The sequence below is a fragment of the Yersinia rohdei ATCC 43380 genome, assembly GCF_000173775.1.
Lineage (GTDB): Bacteria > Pseudomonadota > Gammaproteobacteria > Enterobacterales > Enterobacteriaceae > Yersinia > Yersinia rohdei.
The window spans coordinates 1-456 of the sequence record NZ_ACCD01000087.1 but is presented as its reverse complement, the minus strand read 5'-3'; the positions used below and the strand labels follow the sequence as shown (position 1 = coordinate 456).

Genomic DNA, 456 nt, shown 5'->3' with positions numbered 1-456 from the left:
CTACAGTCAAGCCGTTGATGTTAGAAGTGAAACGGTTAGCAATCGCCTGACCCGCTGCATCATCTTTTGCGCTGTTGATGCGCAGACCGGAAGACAAACGCTCAATGGCGGTGCCTAAAGAAGACTGGGATTTATTCAGGTTGTTCTGAGTCAGCAAAGACAAGCTGTTAGTGTTAATGACCGCCATAGTAGGTATTCCTTTAAATATGATTCGGCTAAGGTTCAGGCTTATTTGCCCACGGCTTCAATCACCGTCTTTTTTATTATCGGCAGGCTCATCCAAATCTTTAGCTGTATATCCGGCGTATCATTCCGCTGCACCGGAATAAAAAAAGCCCCCATAATATGGAGGCTTGCAAGAATCGACTGAATAATATTAACGCAGCAGAGACAATACAGTTTGTGGAACCTGATTAGCCTGAGCCAGAACAGAAGTACCAGCTTGTTGCAGAATCT

Annotated in this window: 2 protein-coding genes; both read right to left on the bottom strand. The window is 45.0% G+C overall.

Going from position 1 to position 456, the window contains the following annotated elements; all coding sequences use genetic code 11:
- Nucleotides 1–187 (bottom strand): flagellin N-terminal helical domain-containing protein (locus YROHD0001_RS00055; RefSeq protein WP_004716962.1); only part of this gene is annotated, 187 nt, incomplete at its 3' end.
- Nucleotides 188–376: 189 nt separating this feature from the next.
- Nucleotides 377–427, bottom strand: a complete 51-nt coding sequence (locus YROHD0001_RS21015) for a hypothetical protein (protein ID WP_269724159.1) — start codon at nt 425–427, stop codon at nt 377–379.
- Nucleotides 428–456: the final 29 nt, after the last annotated feature.